This window comes from Arthrobacter sp. B0316-1-20 (assembly GCF_059091865.1).
Genome location: NZ_JBNHHC010000026.1, coordinates 64,255 through 85,656, shown reverse-complemented (window position 1 = coordinate 85,656; position 21,402 = coordinate 64,255). Strand labels below are relative to the sequence as shown.

Annotated in this window: 12 protein-coding genes; 11 read left to right on the top strand and 1 reads right to left on the bottom strand. The window is 67.9% G+C overall.

The genetic code is table 11. The features are described 5' to 3' along the window. Nucleotides 1-120: 120 nt before the first annotated feature. The 3 genes from AC5RW2_RS29905 (at nt 121) to AC5RW2_RS29895 (ending at nt 2,943) form a co-directional block, all read left to right on the top strand. Entirely contained in the window at nt 121-1,008 is an 888-nt protein-coding gene (locus tag AC5RW2_RS29905; RefSeq protein ID WP_493950715.1) for a biotin--[acetyl-CoA-carboxylase] ligase, read from the top strand. Nucleotides 1,009-1,044: 36 nt separating this feature from the next. Continuing rightward, complete coding sequence (locus tag AC5RW2_RS29900; protein ID WP_493963957.1) at nt 1,045-1,605, top strand: PH domain-containing protein; 561 nt, start codon at nt 1,045-1,047, stop codon at nt 1,603-1,605. Nucleotides 1,606-1,860: 255 nt separating this feature from the next. Then, nucleotides 1,861-2,943 (top strand): adenylate/guanylate cyclase domain-containing protein, encoded by a 1,083-nt coding sequence (locus AC5RW2_RS29895; protein ID WP_493951194.1) that lies wholly within the window; start codon nt 1,861-1,863, stop codon nt 2,941-2,943. Here the strand turns inward: AC5RW2_RS29895 and AC5RW2_RS29890 are convergent. Next, nucleotides 2,940-4,475, bottom strand: a complete 1,536-nt coding sequence (locus AC5RW2_RS29890; protein WP_494074814.1) for an HNH endonuclease — start codon at nt 4,473-4,475, stop codon at nt 2,940-2,942. The two genes, AC5RW2_RS29895 and AC5RW2_RS29890, sit on opposite strands and share 4 nt — an antisense overlap. A 762-nt stretch (nt 4,476-5,237) precedes the next feature. Here AC5RW2_RS29890 and AC5RW2_RS29885 point away from each other — a divergent pair. The 8 genes from AC5RW2_RS29885 (at nt 5,238) to AC5RW2_RS29850 (ending at nt 21,384) form a co-directional block, all read left to right on the top strand. Further along, nucleotides 5,238-11,333 (top strand): Ig-like domain-containing protein, encoded by a 6,096-nt coding sequence (locus AC5RW2_RS29885; RefSeq protein ID WP_493963958.1) that lies wholly within the window; start codon nt 5,238-5,240, stop codon nt 11,331-11,333. A gap of 102 nt (nt 11,334-11,435) precedes the next feature. After that, a complete protein-coding gene (locus AC5RW2_RS29880; protein ID WP_493944327.1) occupies nt 11,436-12,407 on the top strand; it encodes an AAA family ATPase in 972 nt (323 codons plus the stop codon). A gap of 39 nt (nt 12,408-12,446) precedes the next feature. Further along, nucleotides 12,447-13,799 (top strand): DUF58 domain-containing protein, encoded by a 1,353-nt coding sequence (locus AC5RW2_RS29875; RefSeq protein WP_493952493.1) that lies wholly within the window; start codon nt 12,447-12,449, stop codon nt 13,797-13,799. Further along, a complete protein-coding gene (locus AC5RW2_RS29870) occupies nt 13,796-16,267 on the top strand; it encodes a DUF4129 domain-containing transglutaminase family protein (RefSeq protein WP_493963959.1) in 2,472 nt (823 codons plus the stop codon). The genes AC5RW2_RS29875 and AC5RW2_RS29870 overlap by 4 nt, the downstream gene beginning before the upstream one ends. Beyond that, complete coding sequence (locus AC5RW2_RS29865; RefSeq protein ID WP_493963960.1) at nt 16,252-17,478, top strand: RDD family protein; 1,227 nt, start codon at nt 16,252-16,254, stop codon at nt 17,476-17,478. The genes AC5RW2_RS29870 and AC5RW2_RS29865 overlap by 16 nt, the downstream gene beginning before the upstream one ends. After that, nucleotides 17,475-18,314 (top strand): PP2C family protein-serine/threonine phosphatase, encoded by an 840-nt coding sequence (locus AC5RW2_RS29860; RefSeq protein WP_493963961.1) that lies wholly within the window; start codon nt 17,475-17,477, stop codon nt 18,312-18,314. Before AC5RW2_RS29865 ends, AC5RW2_RS29860 begins: the two co-directional genes overlap by 4 nt. Continuing rightward, nucleotides 18,311-19,870 (top strand): FHA domain-containing protein, encoded by a 1,560-nt coding sequence (locus tag AC5RW2_RS29855; protein ID WP_493963962.1) that lies wholly within the window; start codon nt 18,311-18,313, stop codon nt 19,868-19,870. Before AC5RW2_RS29860 ends, AC5RW2_RS29855 begins: the two co-directional genes overlap by 4 nt. After that, the gene (locus AC5RW2_RS29850; RefSeq protein ID WP_493963963.1) at nt 19,867-21,384 is read left to right on the top strand and encodes a serine/threonine-protein kinase; all 1,518 of its coding nucleotides are present in this window, start codon (nt 19,867-19,869) and stop codon (nt 21,382-21,384) included. The genes AC5RW2_RS29855 and AC5RW2_RS29850 overlap by 4 nt, the downstream gene beginning before the upstream one ends. The last annotated feature ends 18 nt before the right edge of the window (nt 21,385-21,402 follow it).

Below are 21,402 nucleotides of genomic sequence, written 5' to 3'. Positions count from 1 at the left end.
CAATTTCGCCGCCGCTGCTTTTGGCCACCACTTGCGTTCAACCGGTACCAGCAGGAGACCGAAGGGAACGCGGCCCGCGCCGCCGCCCCTCAGCTGCCTGCGATCAGTAGGATGGAACACATGAGCCAGAGTTTTTCCGACGTCGACCGACCCGCCCTGGACTTTGACGGTCTCAGCGACGCTCTCTGTGCCCCCTTGGGTCCGTACCGGAAGCTTGAACTGGTGGAATCCACCGGCTCCACCAATACCGATCTGGCCGCTTGGGCGGTAGCTGACAAGGTGGGCTGGTCGGACCTGAGCATCCTGATCGCCGAGGAGCAAACGGCCGGCCGCGGCCGACTCGAACGCCAATGGACTGCCCCGGCCCGCTCATCGGTGATCGTGAGCATCCTGCTGCGACCCTTCAACCGCGCCGGCAACCCGGTGCCTACCCAGAGCTACGCCTGGTTCTCGCTCTTGGCTGCGGCGTCGCTGGCGGAGGCGCTAGGCGAGTACGCGCAGCTCAAGGCAGAGGTCAAATGGCCCAACGACGTGCTGGTCTCCGGGCGAAAGATCGCCGGCATCTTGGCCCAAGTCGTCAACTACCCGGACGGCTCGCCCCCCGCCGTCGTGCTGGGCACTGGCCTAAACGTCACCCTCTCCCGGGATGAGCTTCCTGTTCCCACCGCCACCAGCGTTGCGCTGGAAAAGGGGCAGACAACGGACCGGAACATTCTGCTGATGTCCTATGTGCGGATCTTCGCAAAGCGCTACCGGCAATTCTGCGATGTTAACGGTGATCCGGCAGCTGAATGGAACGACGGGTCCAGCCTCCTCGCACGGATGCGCGATGTCATGGTCACGCTGGGACAGCAGGTGCGGGCCGAGCTTCCGGACGGCCAGCAGATCATCGGCGAGGCTTTCGGCCTTGACGCTTACGGGGCCGTCAAGATCCGTGATGCCGAAGGCACCGAACATGTTGTGGCGGCCGGTGACGTCGTGCATCTGCGGCCGCACGAAGGCCCGTGAGTTGACCTGGACCCCTTGCCGGATCCGGGAGCCGCGTTGCGGTTGAAACTGGATCCGGGGGAACGCGTCATTGTCATGACGCGGCCGCAGGCCCGGAAACTGACTGTGCCGGTGGCGGCTGGGATGCTGGTGCTCGGTGCTGGCTTCTACCTGCTGGCGAACCTGAGCAGCTCCAACCCGCCGGACTGGATTGTCGAGTGGCGCCCGCTGCTGCTCGCCGGACTGGCCGTGGTAGTGGCGGCGCTGCTGTCACGCCTGTTCCTCTTGCCGCTGCTGCGGTGGATGAGTACCCGGTACCTGCTCACCAGCAAGCGGCTCATCGTCCGCCGGGGCATGGGCCGGCGGCATGAGCGCCAGCTGCTGCTGGCGGCCATTGCCGAGCTGCACACTGAGCAGTCGATCATGCAGCGGACGCTGCGCAGCGGCAACCTCACCATCGACCTGGGGCATGGGCGGACCAGTCGGATAGTTGACGTACCGGAGGTCTTCCGGTTCAGGGCTTTGGTGGTGGAGGCCATTGAGCAGCTGCCGCGCACCGCCATGTTTGATGGTGTAGACATGGAAACAGAGACCGAGTGGAACAGCTGGGACAGCTGACAGAGGAGGATGCACAGGATGGACATCAGCAGCGCGCAGGATGAACCGCGCCGGCTACCGGTGCCGCGTGATCCCGAGCTGCCCCAACTGTTGCGCCGCGAAGTACCGCCGCCGGCCGCGGACGAGCCGGACGAAGAGCTGGAAGAGACCCGCCCGGAGGACCCGGAACCCATTCTGGAAGCCGAGCCGGTAGCGGAAGACATACGGACCACCGGGGGACACCCGGCCGGCGAACCCGAGCCGTTGACGTTGTCCATGCCCCGCGTGCCGTTGCCCGCCCAGACCGCTCCCGCCGGCGGCTCCAATGGGAAGGTGGACCGGCAGGCCATCAAGGACCTTGAAGTCCGGCTGCTCGGCTCGGAACGGACCATGAAGCGCCGCGAAGTTGCAGCCGGTGCCGGCGTATCCCTGTTGTCGGCCCGAAAGATCTGGCGCGCCTTGGGATTCGCCAACCTCGGAGATGAGGATCTCGCGTTCACCCAGGCAGACCTGGACGCGCTGACCACCATCATCGACTTGGTCCGCGAGGAGCGCCTGACCGAGGACGCGGCCATTTCGATCACCCGGTCTGTGGGACAGATGACCGACCGCATGGTGGTCTGGCAGGTCGAGGCCCTGGTGGAAGAGATGGTGCACCAGCGGGGCCTCACCGATGCCCAGGCTCGCCAGCGGCTGGTTCATGAGCTGCCGAACCTGATCGACTCCTTGGAGAAGGTCCTGGTCTACTCCTACCGCCGCCAGCTCAATGCCGGGGTGGCCCGCCTGACCGTGCGGGCCGAGGCCGGGCTGGGGGCCGGCACCGGCGCGGACGACGAGGACTCGCTGCCCTTGTTGCGGGCCGTGGGCTTCGCGGACCTGGTTTCCTATACCAGCCTGTCCCGCCAGATGAACGAGAAGACCCTCGCCCAACTGGTCCAGCGCTTCGAGAACCGTTGTGCCGAGATTATTTCGGTGGGCGGCGGACGGCTGGTGAAGACGATCGGCGATGAAGTCCTCTACATTGCGTCCTCGCCGCAGGCCGGGGCCGAAATCTCGCTGGCCTTGGCCAAAGCGATTGGCGACGATGATTTGCTGCCCTCGGCGCGGGTGGCCATGGTGTGGGGCAGGGTGCTTTCCCGGCTCGGCGATATTTATGGCCCCACGGTCAATCTGGCCGCGCGGCTGACCACACTCGCCGAGCCCGGGACGGTGCTGGTCGATGCCACTACTGCGTCGACACTCGCCGGTGACGAGCGGTTCGTGCTGATCCCGCAGAAAGTCCGCACCGTCCGCGGCTTCGGCGAGGTCAATCCGGTCACCGTTGCACACGGCACCGGCAAGGGACTGATCGTCGACTAGCTTCGGCTCGCCAAACGCTTGCGCCGCCTGATGCGCTCGCGCTCCAACTGCACCCTGCGTCGGCGCACCAATACCTTCTTGGCCTGACTGGCCGCAGGCTCGGCCTGGGGTGTCGGCGCGTGGCCTGTGGTTCCGGGCAGGGGTGGGGCGGTGGAGGTGTAGGTGTGGCCGGTCGGCGTGGTCGTTTCCACTGCGCGTGCGGTTGCATCGACGGGTTTGGCGGACCAGCCGTCGGCTTCCTTCGATTGGTTGCAGCGCTCGCACAGCCCCTGCCCGTTGGCCAGGCTGGTGGGCCCGCCCTCGGCGTAGGCGACGATGTGGTCGATGTGCCGGATCGGCGCGTCGCACCACGGGCCGGTGCAGAACGCGTCCCGGGCCATCACCATCCGCCGGATCCCGTCCGGGAACTTCCGGGCCTTCGAGTCCATGCCCAGCAGCTGCCCGGTCCCCGGCGTGGTATACAGCCGCCGGATCCAGACATCCTCTACGCCGCCGACTTTCAGGTTCCGCAGCCTGTCCTGCCGGGCCCGTTCGCGGGCGGTCTGCCAGCCCGGCTCGGTCCCCGCCGGCGGTGCCTTCTGCCCGAAGGCGCTGCCCGGCGGGCCGGGCGGGATCTGGCCTGGCGGGCTTTGGCTTGCCGGGTTCCGGCCGGCACCTGCGCTCCCGGGCGCGGCGGCGGGCTCGATTGGCGGGTCCTGTGGAAGGCGGATCAGGTCGCGGGCGTACTGGGCCGGGACGATGCCGTAGCCGGTCAGCCAGGCAGGTTCGGTCCCGCCCTGCAGCAGCGCCCGGTCGGTCATCACCAGCTGCACCTCCAGCCGGGCCGGGTCGGCGGTGCTCCGCCCGGTGACTCGTTCGAACACGGTATCGGCCATCATCTGGCCCCTGCTCCTGGGATCCCCGGCATTGCGCAGCCGCTCCGCTTCCTGATGCAGCGCGGCCATCACCGCCACCCCCTGGGCCACCGGCAGCAGGGTCCGGACCGAGACCATCACATCCGGCTCCGGCCGGGAGGAGACATGCCGGTCCGCTTCGGCCTTCGCCGCCCGGCCCACCACCGCCCGCGGATCCAGCCGGTACGCGATCCGTTTGGCCTCGGCCTCCAACTGCCGGTTCCCCATCCCGCGCAGACGGTCCGGGTTCCCGGCCAGTTCCCGGTCCACGCGGCCGCGGTGCTCCGGGCTCAGGCAGTCGGTTTCCCGGACCAGGATCGCCGCCCGCCACTCATTCAACTGCCCCGCCTGCAGTGCCGTGAGCGTGTGCGGCATCTGGTTGACCAGGACCCTGGCCCGGCCCAGCAGCAGGGCCGCCCGGTGCGGGGACTCCCGACGCGCCAACCCGACCTGCTTGGCGATCCCTTCACCCCGCCGCGCAGCCGGGACGCCGGCGGCGGCACGCTCGGCCCGGATCCGCTGCTCCAACGCGACCATCAGCCTGGCCTGGTCCGCGGCGATCGCGTCCTTGGCATCCTCCCTGGCGGCGAGCTGGTCCACCAACTCCGCCGCGGACGCCTCAAGATCAACCGGCGGCAACGAAACTCCCACGCCGCTGACGGCCGAAGATCCTGCCGGCCCGGGAACGCCGATCGCAGGCCCGACAGCGCCGGGCGCAGGCATGGTGCCGGGGTCAGCCGGAGCTGCGGCGGAAGGTTGCGGTGCTGTCGGATCAAACATTCTCACGCGTCTCAATCTTCAGCGTGCCCGCGGGGCACGGCTTCGACTACGAACGGTCACGGAACAAAGCCCGCCAGACACCACCGGGAAAACCGACGGCCAACATTTGGTACAGAACTGCTACTGAAAACAGCCTATAAGCCGGGTCTGACGGTTTTCGGAAGGACCCCACGTGCATGGACAACTATCGCTCTGCGCTGCCTGTGTAGGACTGGTCAACGGTTGTACGTCCAAGCCCTGAGTGGAGCGACGACAGGCCTCCGCCCCAATGACGTCACGCCTCCGCCAAAGTGACCGCGAATGAGCAGGGAAAGACTAAGGGAACCACAAGGAAAGATCAGGCAGCGGTGGAACGGCAAGCACCGCCGTCGTGCTTGACATTGCTTCGTGAGGGGAGTTCTCCCCATGCGTCGGGTTTACGCGCTTTGGTTATACGTGCAATAGTCGGTAAGGGTCCTTGGCATGCCAAGGGCCGTCTTTCGGTGCCTGCTGGCGGGGTCGTTGCCTGCGGTGGGGCACAGCGAAACGGCGCGGGCTGACAAGGGAAGAATGGCATTGCGGGGAAAAATGTTGGGGCGGACACGGCGGCGCAAGACGCTGGCATCGACGACAACTTTCTCTGTGGCGACCGCCCTGGTGGTCGGCGGCGCCATCTACTACCAAGGTTTCCCCACCGCAGATGTGGATCTGAACGACGGCGGCGTGTGGGTCACCAACAACAGCCAAGGCATGGTCGGCCACCTGAACTACCAGTCCCAGGTGCTGGACGGCGGTTTCCGGGCCAACAGTGACGGCTTCGATGTCATGCAGAGCGCCGGCACGGTGTTCATGGAGAACCAAGACCAGGCCATGCTGAGCCCGGTGGACGTGGCACAGATGGAACGCGGGTCGGAGCAGCAACTGCCGGGCAACGCGGCGGTGGCATTCGGCGATCAGCTGCTGTCCATCACCGATACCGTCAAGGGACAGATCTGGATCAGCCCGGCCAGCGAGCTGGGGTCGTTCAATGAGGAGACAGCGGAGCCGCTGCTGACCGATGCCAAGGGCAGCGTGGCCACGGTATCGAAGCAGGACACCGTCTTCGTTGCCGATCCGGATGCCGGCGAAGTAGTCCGCTACGAAGTCAATGATGAAGGTTTAGCCGAACGTACGGGCGCCGATCGGGTGGACACGCTCGCCGAAGCCGGGGATCTGCAGATGGCCGCCGTTGGCGAGAAATCTGTGGTGTTCGACGCCGAGGCCGGCCTGCTGGTTCTGCCCGGCGGCCGCGAGGTCACGTTGCCGGACGCGCGCGGAGGAGTGTTGCAGCAAAGCGGCGACGAGAGCCCGTTTGTGGCAGTGGCCACCGAATCGGCGCTGATCAAGCAGCCGTTGAACGGCTCCGACGCCGAGATCCTGCCGATGGAAGGCACCGGAACGCCGGCAGCCCCGGTCCAGCTGGCAGGTTGCCTGCACGCGGCCTGGGCAGGGATCAACCACTACCTCCGGGACTGCGGCAACGACGCCGACGATCTCGCCCAGCCCATCCAGGGCACCGGGGCGAACGCGTCGCTGGTGTTCCGGGTGAACCGGGATGTGGTGGTCCTCAACGATTTGAACGCCGGCAATGTCTGGCTGGTGCTCGAAAACATGCAACTGGTGGACAACTGGAGCGACCTGATCCCGCCGGAGCAGGAGAACGAAGAGGACGAAGAGGACTCGGCGGACGAGAACCCGGTTAACACGCTGCCCGACCGGACCGAAGAAAACCAGCCGCCGGTGGCGCAGGACGATACGTTCGGCGTGCGGGCGGGCCGCACCACCACGCTGACCATTCTGGACAATGATTCAGATCCCGACGGCGATGTACTCACCGCACGCCTGCGCGGCGACGGCCCGGGCATCGGCGAGGTGCAAGGAATCTACGACAGTACCGGCCTGCAGATCCTGGTCAACGGGGACGCGGCTCCCGGCCGGCACACCTTTGGCTACGAGGTCGACGACGGCCGCGGCGGCACCGATACCGCCCGGGTGGCCATCGACGTCCGCGCCGAGGGCAGCAACCTGCCGCCGGAACCGAAGCGGAAGACCACCATCCTGGTGGAACAGGGCCGCGAAATCAGCCAGAACATCCTCAGCGACTGGATTGATCCGGATGGCGACGACTTGTTCCTGGAGGGAGCAGACAACAGCGCAGAAGGCGACCTGGTCCGCACGCGGCCCGACGGGCTGCTGACCTTCCAGGACGTGGGCAAGACCTTCGGCAAGAAGGACGTGACGGTCAGGGTTTCGGATGGTTCCGAAACGACCGACGGCGTGGTGGTTTTCGACGTCCGCCCCCCCGGCGCGCTGCCGCCGCTGGCGAACGCCGATCATTTTTCCGCGACCGTGGGGCAGGAAATCCAGATCGCCCCGCTGAAGAACGACCAGGATCCGAACGGCGGGGAACTGCGGCTGGCCAAGACAGGCTCCGTCGCCGGTACCGAGATCGTCCCTGACTATGACGCCGGCACGGTCAAGTTCAGGGCGGAGAAGACAGGCACCTACTACTTCACCTATCTGGTCACCAACGGCCCGTCCAGCACTACCGGCCTGATCCGGATCGATGCGACCGAGGACAACGACGACGGCGCTCCGGTGGCGGTGCGGGACGTGGCGCTGCTGCCGGAGAACGGCCAAGTGCTGGTGGATGTGCTGGCCAACGACGCCGACCCGGCCGGCGGCGTCTTGGTGGTCACCTCGGTGGACGCGAACGGCGCGCCGGTCGCCGTCGAAGTGCTGGACCACAACATCCTGCGCATCTCCGATGTGAAGGGGCTGCATGAGCAAACCACCATCGGCTACACCGTCTCCAACGGTACCGCCTCGGCCACCGGCGAGGTCAGCGTGATCTCCGTGGAAGGTGAGGACAAGCCGCTGCCGCCCCAGGCCGAGGCCGACACCGCCACCGTGCGTGTGGGGGATGTGGTGACTGTGGACGTGCTGGCCAACGACACGCATCCGAACGGCCACACGCTGGTGCTGGAAGATGAGCTCGCCGAGGCCCCGGATCCCGCCGATGGCCGCATCTTCACGGCTGAGAACACCGTGCGTTTCATTGCCGGGCAGCAGGCCAAGACGGTCTACGCGGTTTACGAAGTGGCGGACCGGGCCGGCCAAAAGGATTCGGCCCAGCTGCGGATCAACATCCTCCCCCGCGACGATGAATCGAATTCGCAGCCCGCTCCCAAGAGCCTGGAAGCCCGGGCCATCGCCGGTTCCACCGTCAGGATCCCCATCCCGCTCAACGGGATCGACCCGGACGGCGACTCGGTGTACCTGACGGGTGTCCACAAAGCGCCCGAACAGGGCGCGGCCGTGGCCGGGCCCAATTACATCGAATACACGGCGTCGGCACAGGGCGCCGGGACAGATCGATTCACCTACCAAGTCAAGGACCGGCTGGGCGCCGTTAACACGGCCACGGTCCGGGTGGGAATTGCCCCCGCACAGGAGAACAACCAGAACCCGGTGGCGCTCGACGACGGGATCGAGATCCGGCCGGGCCGGACGGTCGCGGTCGACGTGCTGAAGAACGATTCGGATCCGGACGGTGACCTGCTCCGCCTGGACCCCAATAAGGTCGTCGGCTCGCCGGAGTCGATTGCCGCCAGGGCCGAGGACGGACGCGTCTACCTGACGACGCCAACCGAGGAAGGCACGGTCAACGCGCGGTACACGGTGGGCGACGGCCGCGGCGGCTCTGCCGTGGGTACCGTGACGGCCCAGGTGCGCGAGGATGCGCCGCTGCAGGCGCCGCTGGCTCGCGATGACCGGGTGGAATCGGCCGACATCAAGGGCCGCACCGCCGTCGATGTCCCGGTGCTGGAAAACGACGAGGACCCCGACGGCGTGGCCAAGGACCTCGAAGTGATCGTGGACGGCGCCTATCCGACGGCGCGCACGGTCGCCGACGGCCAGGTCAACGTGGAACTGACCGAGGACGTGCAGCTGATCCCGTACACCGTCCGGGACGTGGACGGGCTGCAGGCAACCGCAGTCATTTGGGTGCCGCCGCTGGGCGAGCAGTATCCGGTGCTGCGGGACAACACTCCGCACGACGTGACCGCGGGTGACGAACTGCAACTGGACCTGACCGAACTGGTGGAAGTCCGTCCCGGCCGCACACCGCGGATCACCGAGGCGGAGAACATCCGCGCCATCGGCACCAGCGATGACGACTGGATGAGCGACGAGAGCACGCTCAGGTACAAGGCGGACATCGACTACGCCGGCCGTGGCTCGATCACGTTTGAGGTGACCGACGGCTCGGGCCCCGACGACCCGGAGGGGCTCAAGTCCACGCTGACCATCATGACCAAGGTGATTCCGGCCGAGGACCGGAATTTCCCGCCGGAGCTGACCACCGGCACGCTGGAGGTGGCCAAGGGCGAAGACGCCGTGAGCTACGACCTGCGCCCACTGGCCACCGACCCGAACCCGGAGGATCTGGAAAAACTGCAGTTCGCCGTCGAAGGCGGGACGCCGGAAGGATTCGACGTCAGCCTTGAAGGCAGCGTGCTGCGCGTGGCGGCGGAGGCCGACATCGCAACGGGAGCCACCGGCGTCGTCAATTTCTCCGTCACTGACGGCCGCTCGGATAAGGTGACCAGCCGGGTGACGGTGGCAGCGACCGCCTCCACTCGCCCGCTGCCCGTGGCCAACGACGACGAGGTCCCGGAGGCGGTGCAAGGCGAAGCGGTGCCGGTGGACGTGCTCGCCAACGACGTCAATCCGTTCCCGGAAACGCCGCTAACGATCGTGAGCGCGGCTGCCGGCAACGGCGGAACCGCCGAGATCGACGGCGAGCGGATCATCGTGACGCCCGGCTCGGACTTCTCCGGGACCATGAATGTTGAATACGCGGTGGAGGACAAAACCCGCGAGGGCAGCCGGCAGGCCACGGCGAACATTTCGCTGGTGGTCAAGGGCCGCCCGGAAACGCCCAGCACGCCGCTGGTTGATTCGGTGCGCAACCAAAGCGTGGTCCTGTCCTGGACGGCGCCGAGCGACAACGGCGACCAGATCACCGGGTACACCGTGAATGCCACGGGTGGGGGATTCAGCCAGCAGTGCGCTACCACCACCTGTACATTGACCGGCTTGAAGAACGACGTCGAATACACCTTTACGGTGACGGCGGAGAACAGCGTGGGCACGTCCGATCCGTCCGCCGAGTCCGCTGTCGCGCGGCCAGACGTGCGGCCTGCAACGCCGGCCGCACCGCAGCTGAAGTTCGGCGACAAGTCCTTGAACGTCTCATGGAGCGCTCCGGAGAACGAGGGCTCGGCGATCGAGAGCTACACGCTGGAAATTTCGCCGGCGCCGCCGAACGGCCAGCTGCAGAAGACGGGGCTAACCGGGACCAGCTACAAGTGGGAGGGGCTGGAAAACGGCCAGGCCTACGAAGTCCGAGTGCAGGCGCATAACCGGGCGCCGGAGCCAAGCGAGTTCAGCGCCTACTCGGCTTCGGAGGTACCCGCCGGCCCACCGGCCGCGCCTACCGCGCCGGCTACCGAGCGCGTCAAGTCCGTGGGCGACCAGAGCCAGCTGAAGGTGAGCTGGGCAGCACCGTCCAACAACGGCGGCGAGATCCTTGACTACACAGTGCGCGAATACCAGGCCGGGAAGCTGAACCGGACCTTCCCAGCGGTGAACGCGACCTCGCAGACGGTGACGGCACCCAACTCGGAAACCGCCTACACCTACTCGGTTACGGCACGGAACAAAGCCGGCTCGGGCGAGGCCAGTGCGCAGTCCAACGCCCGTCGGGCGGTCGGCGCGCCAGACGCACCGACGGGTGTTGCCTTGAAGGAAGCACAGACCGGCGGCGCTGGGCGGTCGGTGACGGTGTCCTTCAACGAGCTCACCGCCGCACAGCGCAACGGCGCCCAGGCCGGCGAAATCAGCTACCGGGCGACCTTCAGCGACAACCGGACCATGACCATCTCGAACGGGCAGCAGGTGGGCGGCTTTACCAACGGCAAGGCCGTTAACGTCCGCATCACCTCGGTGGCCAACAGCGACGGCGCGAGCTACTCCAGTGCGCCAAGCCCGGCATCCGCAAGTGCGACGCCGTACGGAGCGCCCGGGAACGCAACAGCTTCCGCAGCGGGCCAGAGCGGCGAGACCAACAGCCCGCAGGTAACCGTGCACTGGGGCCCACCCAACACCGCCAGCCATGACGTAGCCAAGCTACAGATCAACGTAGAGGGCAAGGGATGGGAGAACGTCTCGGTCTCGTCAGGCAGCCGAACGGTCAACCCCGGTTACGAAGCGTCTGTCAGCATTAAGGTGCGGGCGGCCAACTCCAAGGGCGAATTCGGCGCCGTCGCATCGGCCTCTGCCACAAGTGGCAGCAAACCCAAGCCGAAGCCCCCGACCTCGTGGACGCTGCAGGTTGGCGGAAAACTCGACCCTGGATTCCGTACGTGCATGGACCCTCGCTCCGGCACGAACTACAGCCCGGGGCCTCCGGCCTCCTGCGCGGGCGGACACTGGGCGAACGAGCGGAACGAATACCCCACCTTGGTGACAAACTGCTGGCTCGTCCGAGCCGGAACCTACTGGTATAAGCAGGAATCGGGCGGCAAGGCCAAGAACATCGGACTGTACATCAAGGGTGAACACGTCACGCTCGCGAGCGGCGGATCGCACTTGGGCGGTGCGCCTCCGGCCCAAATGGAGCAGTGCAAGTAGGAGGCACACCACGGGTTCCTTTGGGCGCGATCCTCAAAATCGTCCGTAAAGTAACTAAAGGCTTTTGACACTGATGCAACACGAAGAGAGACCGAGAACCGAATGACGATGACTTCCGAGCAGGCCGAGTGGTTCGCCGAGACGTTCGGGAAGCTGGCCGCCAATGTGGGCCAAGCGGTGCTGGGCAAGAACCAAGTGGTGCGGTTGGTGCTCACCGCCATGCTGGCCGAGGGGCATGTGCTGTTGGAGGATGCGCCGGGCACGGGCAAGACGATGCTGGCCCGGTCGCTGTCCGCCACGGTGCAGGGTTCGAACTCGCGCATTCAGTTCACGCCGGATCTGCTGCCGTCGGACGTCACCGGCATCACGATTTACGACCAGAAGACGCAGAAGTTCGAGTTCCACAAGGGCCCGATCTTTGCCACGGTGGTGCTGGCGGACGAGATCAACCGTGCCTCGCCGAAGACCCAGTCGGCGCTGCTGGAAGTGATGGAAGAAGGCCGGGTGACGGTGGACGGCGTGACCTACGACGCCGGACGGCCCTTCATGGTGATCGCCACGCAGAACCCGATCGAACAGGCCGGCACCTACCGGTTGCCGGAAGCCCAGCTGGACCGCTTCCTGATCAAGACGTCAATCGGTTACCCTGACCGGGCTTCGACGGTGGAGCTGCTGGGCGGGGCGAGTACCCGCGACCGGTCGGCGGCACTGACTCCGATCATCACCACGGAGGCCGTGCGGGACATGGCGGATCTGGCGGCCACCAACCATGTGGACACCTCGGTGCTGGAGTACGTGTCTCATCTGTGCGAGGAAACCCGCAACGCGGCCGAGTCGCGCTTGGGCGTGAGCGTCCGCGGCGCCCTGGCCATGGTCCGGGCTGCCAAGGTGTGGGCCGCATCCCAGGGCCGGAACTTCGTGCTGCCGGACGACGTCAAGGAATTGGCTCCGGTGGTTTGGAACCACAGGTTCGTGATGGACCCCGAGGCGGAGTTTGCCGGCGCTACGCCGGAGGCCGTGATGTCCCGTGTGCTGGCCGAGGTGCCGGCTCCGCAGCAGCGGGTGACGGTCTAAGGCCGTGCCCGAGCTACATTCCCTGCCGAAAGCGGCTGCATGACGGGGACGACGACGAAGCGGGCACCCGACCAAACCAGCAGGCTCTCCGGCCTCGGCGAAACGATCCGCCGGGTAACCCCGGATAAGTCCAGCAAGCTGCATCCGGCCTCGCTGGCCGCCGAAGCCACTTCGCTCACCGAGCAGTACCTGCAGCCGGGCTGGCAGCGGATCCAGCAGGCCACCGGGCGCTACCTGAGACCAGTACTGGAAACGGTTAGTCCGCTGGGCTGGGTGGTGGCCGGCGGTGCGCTGCTGTTGCTGGTGCTCGGAGCGTCCTTCGGCTGGCAGGAAGCCAAGATCGCAGCGCTGATGGGCTTGTTCCTGCTGCTGCTGGCCATCGGGTTTGTCATCGGCCGTTCTTCATACGGCGTTGAATTGGATCTGGCACGCACCAGGGTCGCCGTCGGCGACCGGGCCGTGGGCAGCATAGCGGTGACGAACACCGCGGACAAGCCGTTGCTGCCGGCCGCGCTGGAGCTGCCGGTGGGAGCGGCCACAGCCGTGTTCCAGCTGCCGCGGATGAAAGCCGGCCAGGTGCATGAAGACCTGTTCACCATCCCGACGCAGCGCCGCGCCGTCATCGTGGTCGGCCCGGTCCGCTCGGTGCGCCAGGATCCGCTGGGCCTGCTGCGCCGCCAGATGATGTGGACGGAACCGACCGATCTGTTCGTTCACCCGCGCACCACGGCGCTGGGCAGCTCGGCCTCCGGCTTCATCCGCGACCTCGAGGGCCTGCCCACCAAGGAACTGGCCAGCGCGGACGTCTCCTTCCACGCGCTGCGCGATTATGTCCCCGGCGATGACCGCCGCTACATCCACTGGAAGACGACGGCGCGCACCAACTCGCTGATGGTGCGCCAGTTCGAGGAAACACGTCGCGCCCATTTGGCCGTCGCGGTCTCCACCAACACCGAGGAATACAGCTCCGAGGAAGACTTCGAGCTGGCTGTCTCGGTGGCTGCCTCGATTGGGCTCCAGGCTATCCGCGAGCAGCGCAACCTGAGCATGCTGACCCAGCGGGGCCCGTTGCGCAGCGAAACCGGCCGCATTCTGCTGGACGAAATGACCCGGATCGAAGGCAAGCCGCAGCGTTCCACCGCGGTGGAGCTGGCCCGGGGTACCGCCGAGGCCGTTCCCAACGCGTCCGTGATGTTCCTAATCGTCGGCGACCAGGTCTCGGCCACCCAGCTGCGCCAGGCCTCGTCCGCGGTCCCGGCCGGCATTCGCGCCTTCGCCATCCGCTGCGGTGGCGGGCTCGAGGCAGCGCGGGCCACCATCGGTGACCTGTCGGTGTTGTCGCTGCCCAGCTTGGACGACCTGGCCATTGTGCTTCGGAAGGCCGCCGCATGAACGGCAGCCCCAAGATTCCGCCGCCGGGCCGGCGGCCTGCCCGCCCCAGGACCGCCGGGGAACTGGCGGCCTGGCTGCCGCGGCCGGGACGCCAGATGGCTATCGACGCTGCCGTCCTGGTGCTGCTGCTCGGGTTGGGGCTGGCCGGCTTCCACCACGTTTTCGGCGGCAACGGCCGTTACCTGACCGCGGGTTTCGGCGGCATCGTCGTCGGACTGCTGCTGTCGCTGGCCTGCGCCCGCTACCGGTTGGGCCTGTTGTCCACGGCCACCGTAGGACTGGGCGCCTACCTGCTGCTCGGTAGCGCCTTCGCTGCGTCCACCGAGGCCATCGGCGGGGTGCTGCCGTCGCTGGAGTCCCTGCGCACCGTGCTGACCGGCTTAGTCTTCGCGTGGAAGGACATCCTCACCGTTGCCCCGCCGGTGGGAGTCTCCGGCGGCATGCTGGTGGTTCCGTTCCTCGGCGCGTTGGCCGCCGCCCTGCTGGCGGGCACCCTGGCGTGGCGCGTCCGCAAACCGTACTGGCCGCTGCTGCCGGTGCTGGCGTTCTTCCTGCTCGGCATCGCCTTCGGCACCGACGTCCCGGCGCTGCCGGTGCTGCGCGGCGTGCTGCTGGTCGCGGTGTCGGCGGCCTGGCTTGCCTGGCATCGCCATCTGGCCCGCGGCGATGCGTCCGCCGGCGTGGCGGCCGGCCCGTCGCTGGCCGACCCGGCCGCGCACCGGGCGGGGCTGCGGCGCAGGCTGGGCATAGGCGCCGGCATGCTCGCAGCAGCGGTGGTGTTGACGGCGCTGGCCGGCCCAGCGCTCACGGCGCGGGGCGAGCGCGAGGTGCTGCGCGACGTCGTCGTTCCGCCGGTCAATCTCTATGACTACCCGAGCCCGCTGATGGATTTCCGCGGCTACGTGAAGGACCGGCCCGACGAGACGCTGTTCACCGTGGCGGGGCTGCCGAAGGGCCAGCGGGTGCGGTTGGCGGCGCTGGATACCTTCGACGGCACCGTATACAACGTGAATCCGGAAAGCGGCGGCAACTTCACCCCGGTGGGTGATGCCGGCTCGCTGGGCCAGGTGTCCGACGACAGCACGCGGCTGGACATCCGGATCGGAGATTACCGCGGCGTCTGGCTGCCGGTTGGCGGGCGGATCAACGCCATGGCGTTCGACGGTGAACGGGCCGGCGAGCTGGGCGGTTCGTTGTTCTACAACGACGAATCGAAAACCGCCCTGACCACGCGGTACCTGCAGGCCGGCGACGGCTACTCGGTGCAAACCACTTTCTCGCGCCGGTGGGAAGACGCCCAGCTGGCCCAGTACGACTTCGCATCCGTCCGCCTGCCGGAACCGGCCCGGGTCCCGGACATCATTGCAGCGAAGGCTAACGAATTCGTGGGCGAAGCGACGGTGCCGATCGAACAGGTCCGCCAGCTCGAGCGGAACCTGCACGAGAACGGTTTCTTCAGCAATGGCAAGGAAGACGAGGCCCGCAGCCTGTCCGGCCACCATGCCGGGCGGATGATCCAGCTGCTGGATGCCGAACAGATGATTGGCGACGACGAGCAGTACGCCGTCGCCATGGCGCTGATGTCCCGGCACCTGGGCATCCCGGCGCGGGTGGTGATGGGTTTTTACCCGGATCCGCAGGACGACCGCTCCGGCACTGAACCGGTGGAGATCAAGGGCGAGGACGTGCACGCCTGGGTGGAGGTGGCTTTCGAACACGCCGGTTGGGTGGCGTTCGATCCCACGCCGGACGAGGACAACGAGCCGACTCCGCCGCAGCAGGAGCCGAAATCGACGCCGAAGCCGCAGGTCTTGCAGCCACCGCCTCCGCCGCAGGAACCGGCCGAACTGCCGCCGGACACCGCTCCGGAACCACAGGACGCCGAGCAGCAGGACAAGTCATTCTGGGACCAGTGGGGCTGGCTCTTTGCTGCGGTGGGCCTGGCAGCCATTCCGCTGGCGGTGTTGCTGGCGCCCCTGTTGCTGATCGCCTGGCTGAAGCTGCGGCGGCGCAAGCGGCGGGCCAACGACGGCCTGCCCAGCCAGCGGGTGGGCGGAGGCTGGCGCGAAGTGATGTCGCTGGCCACCGACATGGGAGCGCGGGCGGGCACCAATGCCACCCGGCGCGAGCACGCTGCCGCCTTGGCAGAGCAATTCCCGACGACGGCGGCGGGCACCACGCTGCTGGCGCGCCGGGCCGATGCCGCGATTTTCGGGGCCGCCGAGCCCACCGAGGTCCAGGTGCAGCAGTATTGGGATCACGTGGACCAGTCGCTGGCGGACATGAAAGGCTCGCTGGGCTTCTGGCAGCGGCAGCGGGCCAAATTCACGCCGCGCTCGCTGGTGGCCGACGCCAAGCGGCGTTTCGCGCAGCGCCGGCGGCCACCGGCCGCGGATAGAATCCGTACATTAGACTCACAGGCCGGACGGTCGGAAAAAGGCGGGAGCAGCACGTGGCGGCAAGACTGAATCTGGTCAGCGCTTCGGCCGGAAAACGGCTCGGGGCGTGGCTGATCGACAAGATTCCGCCGGCCGTCCTGATGCTGGCCGCCTACGCTGCCAGCGTTCCCGCGGTGATGCAGGCAGCGGCCTCCGGCAGCGAATCCGCGGCCGCTTCGGCGGTGGGTGGGCTGTTCCTCTGGGCCGGACTGGCTTCGCTGCTGTCGCTGGCCTACACCGTGTGGCTGTGGGGCTGGGAAGCAACCACCGGGAAGACCCCCGGCAACCTTGTGCTGGGTCTGCGCACCGCCAACGAGGACGGCCATGCTGCCGGCTGGGGCGCCATCTTCCTGCGCGGCCTGATCATCGCCGTCGGTGGGCTGGTGTTCGCAGTGGGCGCCGTCGTGGTGGTGGTCTCCAACCTGTGGGACCGGAACCACAAGCGGCAGGGCTGGCATGACAAGGTGGCCAAAACCTTGGTGTTGGACGTGGCGCAGGGACGCGACCCGCTGACTACCGGCGGCCTGTACGGGCCCGCGGCCTTCGCACCGCAGGGCACCGACGCCCACGCCGGCTTTGCCGCCGCCGTTCCGCAAGGACTGCATCCAGACGGGGCCTCCGCGGAGCCAGCCTCGCGGCCTTCCGGCGTCATTTCCGCGATCCCGGGGTTCGGCGCCGACGCGGCTCCGGCACCGGTGGCTGCGCCAGCACCGGTAGCTGCGCCAGAGCCGACCGCTGCGCCGGCACCTGCACCAGCGACTGGTGGCCAGGGCGACCGGAAGGCAGAACCTTCGTACGCGCTGGCCGCGGCGGGACCTGCAGCGGCAGGCATGGCTGCGGGCGATCCCCGCTCTGACGGACATCCGGACGAAGAATTCGCCGCTACCTTGGTCCGCGCATCCAGCCTGCCGGGCCCGCTCACCATTACCTTCGACGACGGGCGCAACGTGGTACTTGAAACGACGGCCCTGATCGGGCGCAACCCGGCGGCTGCCGCCGGCGAGGACATCGACCAACTGATCGACTTCGCGGACATGGGACGCTCGGTATCGAAGACCCACGTGCTGCTGCGCGTGGAGGGCGCCACGGTGTCGGTCACCGACCGGAACTCCACCAATGGGACCGCCGTGACCGGTGCTGACGGCACCCGCCGGCAACTGGTCCCGGGGGAGCCCGTGGCAGCGGCCCCCGGCGCCACCGTAGAGTTCGGCGACCGCAGCTTCACCATCGGAGCGGCATGAGCGCGGCACCGGGTGCCGGCGATGTCCGGCTCAACGTCGGGGCCGGCTCCGACCGTGGATTACGGCGAATGTTGAACGAGGACGCGTATTTGGCCGACGGCACGATGTTCGCGGTGGCTGACGGGATGGGCGGCCATGAGGCCGGGGAAGTGGCCAGCCGCATTTGTGTGGAGACGCTGCAAGATTATGTGGCCAGCCACGAGCTTGGCGCTCACGAGCTGGAACAGCTGATTGCCCGGGCGGACGCGCGGATCAGGGCGGCGGCCGCGTCCCGTGCGGGGACCACGGTGTCCGGCGCGGCGCTGGTCTCCGAACGCGGTGTGCCCTACTGGCTGGTGTTCAATGTGGGCGACTCGCGCACCTACCGGCTGCACCAGGGCAGCCTCGAACAGATCAGCGTGGACCACTCCGAGGTGCAAGAACTGCTGGAGGCCGGACGGATCACGGCACAGGAGGCCCTGGTGCACCCGCGCCGGCATGTTATCACCCGGGCGCTGGGCACCGGCGAAGACAACCAGCCGGATTTTTGGATGGTGCCGGTGGAACCGGGGGACCGGATCATGATCTGTTCCGACGGGCTGACCTCGGAGGTCAGTAATGACCACATCTACACCATCCTCACCTCGGTGTCCCACCCACAGGAAGCGGTCGATTCGCTGATTCAGGCTGCCTTGCGTTCGGGCGGCCGGGACAATATCACCGTGGTGGTGATCGACGCCGACGGCGACCAAGGCGACCCCGAGGACGCCTCCACCGCGCCACGGCAGGAGGACACGACGACGCTGCCCCGGCTGGCAGCTTCCGGAGAGCCAGCCCCGGAGGAGGATGACCGGTGACGGACCTGACCTACTGTCCGGGGCAGTGGATCGGCTTGGTCAGCGGGGGTACCGCAGTGCTCCTCGAGCCGGGCGCCGCCGATGACTTGGTGCAGCAGCTCTGGCAGGCACTGGAGTCCGGCGCCACGCTGGAGTCCTTGCTGGCCACCGTCGTGTCCTGCTGCGGCGCCGATCTCTCTGCCTTGCCGCAGTTCGGCATCATTTCCTTGACTGACGGCATCCATGCGGTGCTGCGCGGGGCCGTGGTGGTGTCTGCGGATTCGGACGGGCAGGAACTGAGCGGGCGCGGAGTCTCCAGCTGGACCGAGGGGCGGCTGGCGTCCGACAGCGTGATGATTGTGGCGGGATCCGGCGGGACCGGAATGACAGACCAGCCGGGCCGGTGGCTGCCGCTGCGTGCCGGCGCCGTGCAGATGGGAATGCTTCGGCTGGGCGCGGTACCCGCCGAGCTGTCGGCCGCTTCCGGACCGGCTGCTGCCCCGGCGGTTCCCGCTGCGCAGTCCGTCCCCGCGGCCCCGGCTGCCGGCGCAACCCGGTCCGCACCGCCAGAGCCAGCTTCCGGGGCAGAGGTGTCCGAAAGTTTGGAAATGACCGGCATCTATGTGCCGGATGATGAACTCGACGGCGCTGCGGCCCAGCCCGTCTCCGCCGCTGAAGGACCGGTTGGCGGCCAGGCGGCTTCGGACAGCGAAGCGGCCGTCGACGACCTGGACCACACGATTGTCCATACCGCCGCGCAACGGGCCAACCTGCCACCAGCACCGCAGCGGCAGTCCCCGGACGCTGACCAGGGGGGCGCCGCCGTCGCACAGGATGGCCAGGCACACCGCTCAGGCGGGAAGCCGGCCCAGCCGGTGGACCTGATCGATGCCGTTCCTTGGTTGACGCGGTCCGGCTCGGCGCGTGCTGCGGCATCGGCGGTCCCGGTTCCGCAGCCGGTGGTCGCTGCCAACCGCGGCCCGGGTGTGGCCGCGCAGCCCACAGGGGTCGACGACGGCGACCACGACGGGCAGACGCTGATGCGCAGCGAACTGCCTGATGTTCCCGCCGCGCCGGCTGCCGCTGCATTGGCGTCGGCGACGCCGGCGCCGAGCACCGCGCCGATGGTGCTGGCCCGGATGTGCAGCCACGGCCACGCCAACCCGCCGACCAGTTCCGCCTGCGCCCTCTGCGGTGCTCCGCTGGACGAGGACGCCCAGGAGGTGCAACGGCCGGTACTCGGGCGGATGCGGGTTTCCACAGGTGACGTGGTGGAGCTGGACCGGCCGGTGATCGTCGGACGGCAGCCCTCGGCCAGCCGGGTGCAGGGCAGCGTGATGCCGCGGCTGGTGCCGGTGCACAGCGCCAGCGGGGACATCTCGCGTTCGCATGTTGAAGTCAGGCTGGAGGGTTGGCATGTGATCCTGTCGGACCTGAAGTCCACCAACGGCACGGTGCTGCTGCGCGGCCGGCAGGCTCCGCGGAGGCTGGGCCACGGGGAAGCGGTCATGCTGCTGGACGGCGACATCGCAGACCTCGGGGACGGCATCTCGCTGCGCTTCGAGGACCTGCCGTGAGCGCAAAGCGTCCGCCCGCGCCGCCGCCGGCCATTGAGGGCTACCGCTATGTCCGGTTGCTAGGCTCGGGCGGCTTTTCCGATGTGTACCTTTACGAACAGGACCGGCCCAAGCGCCGGGTGGCCGTCAAGGTGCTGCTGTCCGGATTAAGGACCGAGGACGCGCGCCGCCGCTTCGAGTCCGAGGCGAACCTGATGGCGCAGCTGTCCACGCACCCGTTCATTGTCACGATCTACGAGGCCAACCTCACCGCCGATGGACATTCCTACCTGGCCATGGAGTACTGCTCGCGGCCGAGCCTGGACGCGCGCTACCGCAATGGACCGCTGGGGGTGGACGAGGTGCTGACCCTCGGCATCCAGGTGGCCTCCGCCGTGGAAACCGCACACCGGGCGGGAATCGCGCACCGCGACATCAAACCGGCCAACATCCTGGTCACCGACTACAACCGGCCGGCGCTGACCGACTTCGGCATCTCCTCCAGCACCGACGCCGCGGACAGCGACGCCGGCATGTCCATTCCGTGGTCGCCGCCGGAAGCCTTCAAGGGCGACGCCGGCAACGGCACCCGCAGCGATGTCTGGGCTTTGGGCGCCACGGTCTACACGTTGCTGGCCGGACGCTCCCCGTTCATGCAGCCCGGCGGGAACAACTCGCAGCGCGAACTGATGGACCGCATTGCCCATGCACCGCTGCCGCCGCTGCGCCGCGCCGATGTGCCGGCATCGCTGGAACTGGCCCTGGCCACCGCGATGGCCAAATCGCCGGGCTCGCGGTTCAAATCGGCCCACGCCTTCGCGCTGTCCCTGCAACGGGTCCAGGCGGAACTGAACCTTTCGGTCACCCCGTTCGAGGTGCTGGAGGAGGCGCCGTCGGTAGCCGACGACGGAGACGACGACGGCGAAGCAACGCGGGTCCGCGGTATTGTCTCGATCGACCCAACCGCGGCACCGCCGGCCGCGGGGTCGGCCTTCCCGGAACGCACCGAGCGGTTGCCCGCAGCATCGGACGGCCGGCGGCTGGAACTGGAGCCTGAGGGCTCCACCGTCCTGAGGGACTCGGAGCAAGACCAGTGGGCGGATTCCGACGGCGGTACGCGCCGCCGTCCCTGGGCGTGGGTGGCCGGCGCGGTCGGCGCCGTGGCCGTGGCTGCCGGCGTTATCTTCGTGCTCAACGGACCGGCGCCCGAGGCTGCCGTGCCGGATGCGCCTGTCAGCCGGGCGCCGGCCAATGCGCTGGAAGGCCTCTCCGGCAACGTGGTGCCGCCCGAGGACCTGGCCGGGCGGGTGCAAGGCGGCGAAGCCGTCTTCAGCTGGACCAACCCGGACCCGCGCGAGGACGACCTGTTCATCTGGACGCCAGTCACCGCGCTGGGCCAGGGCGAGCCTGAACGCACCGGCGAGCCAAAGGCGGCGCTGCCCTTGGCGGAAAACGACCGGACCTGCATCGAAGTAGTGGTGGTGCGGGCGAACGGCAGGGCCTCGGATCCGGTCCGCGGCTGTGCCGACGAATAGTCACCTGCCCGCTGGAAT